The sequence below is a fragment of the Nocardioides caldifontis genome, assembly GCF_008087345.1.
Lineage (GTDB): Bacteria > Actinomycetota > Actinomycetes > Propionibacteriales > Nocardioidaceae > Marmoricola_A > Marmoricola_A caldifontis.
Map to the genome: position 1 here is coordinate 1 of NZ_VHIB01000028.1, position 1,712 is coordinate 1,712.

The window sequence follows — 1,712 nt, forward strand, 5'->3', positions numbered from 1 at the left end:
AGCCCGGATCCACCGACAAGCCCGCTGAGATGGTCGTGAACGACGAAGGGTGCCGGGTGCTGGGGTAGGCGCGTGAGGATTCTCCGGACCTCGCTGTCCGGACGTTCCACTGCTGTGTTGGGTCGCGCTGCTCTCGCCGCTGGGTGGTCAGGACGCGAGGGCCGCCGGCGGATCGCTGACCCGGTCGAATAGCTGGGTCCAGGCGGTCTGCCATGGCCAGCCCTGGGGCAGGTGCATGGTCAGGCGTCGACCCGAGGTGGCCAGCCGCGCGGGGACGTTGATGAGCTTGCGGCGGATGGTCGCCGTGGTTGCCTTGGCGAGTTGAGCGCCGCTCAGGGTGCCGGCGGCGCGGGTGAGGTTGAAGGCGATCACGGCCAGCACCAGCCAGGCCGCGTTCGCGGTGAACTTCCCCGACGGCAGGTGGGCCAGCGCGGAGCTTTTGAGGTCGGCATGGACCTGCTCGATGATCGCGTGTGCGCGGTGGGTCTTGTCCGCGGCGACGGTGTCGAGGACGGCGGGGTCGGCGGTGGTGAAGAACGCGTGGAAGCGCCACAGGTCGAACAAGGTGCCCTGGCCCGCGGCGGCGTTCTGCTCAGCGTTGAAGTCGGGGATCCGGCGCACCACCAGTCGACCGGCCACCTGCTCGGACCTCTTGCCGGTGGCGAACGCGGTGAAGGCGATCTCGGCGACCTCGGCTCGGGAGATCCACCGCGCACCGGCCTCGTCGAAGACCGCGTCGGTGTACTCGATGGTGGTCCACGCCGTTTCGCCGATGCCGCTGATCGCCGCCTTGATCTGCGGGTTCATCCGAACCGTGACCGACACTGCGGCGCCACCAGCCACCGCTGCTCCGATCGCGCCGCGGCCGTAGTAGGCCGAGTCCATCCGCACCAGGACCACGGGTTCCGGACCGAGGAGTCTTCGGGCGGTCGCCACGGCGTCGCCGACCAGCCGCTTCGCGCCGCGCGAGGAGTTGCACGAGCCCTTCCGCAGCCGTTGCGCCACGATGATCGGCGCTGATGCCGAGGTGCTCAGGGTTGCCAGCAGCGCGTTCAGCCCACGCACCCGGGAGTAGCCGAAACCGGCGCCCTGCTTGGCGTGGCCGTGGACCTCGATGACGGTGTCGTCGACGTCAAGGAGGGCGTACTCGGTCGGCGTCTGGGGTGCTGAACCGGCTGAATCGGCGGCGCCCAGGAGCCGGGTCATTCCGGCGAGCGCAATCAGGAACCGGGAGGCAATGGCGTCGAGCTGGCGGACGTGGCCGAACGCAAACGCCCGCAGGAACGACCCCAACGTCGAGGGCGCGTAGGCGTGGGCGAAGATCCGACTCATCCCGCCGTGCCGCAGCACAGCCATATCCTCGATCGAGTCCGCGCCGGCGACCATCCCGGCCACCAGCGAGGTGACCTTCAACCCGGCGTTCGCGCCCTTGTCGGTCGGCACGCTCAGGTGCTCCTCGGCGAGGCCCCGGAGCCCGGCAGCCTCGGCCAGCGCCACCTCGGGGACCAGCCCCGCTGACGACACCAGATTCGGCTCGTCGAACACCGCCGAAATCGACCGAGACGTGTGAGAGAGTTTCACCCCAGAGATGCCCTTCGGGTTGAGAGCGTTGGAACCGTCGCAAGTCCCAATCTCCCAGCCCGCAAGGGCATCCTTGCGCTACGGCACGCCCACGACACCGTCAGCAGAGCGATCGTCGGTGGATCCGGGCT

The 1,712-nt window shown here is 69.3% G+C and carries 1 protein-coding gene; it reads right to left on the reverse strand.

What is annotated here, in order from left to right; translation table 11 throughout:
- Positions 1-147: 147 nt before the first annotated feature.
- A complete protein-coding gene (locus FIP57_RS22915) occupies positions 148-1,581 on the reverse strand; it encodes an IS1380 family transposase (protein ID WP_148576223.1) in 1,434 nt (477 codons plus the stop codon).
- Positions 1,582-1,712 lie beyond the last annotated feature (131 nt).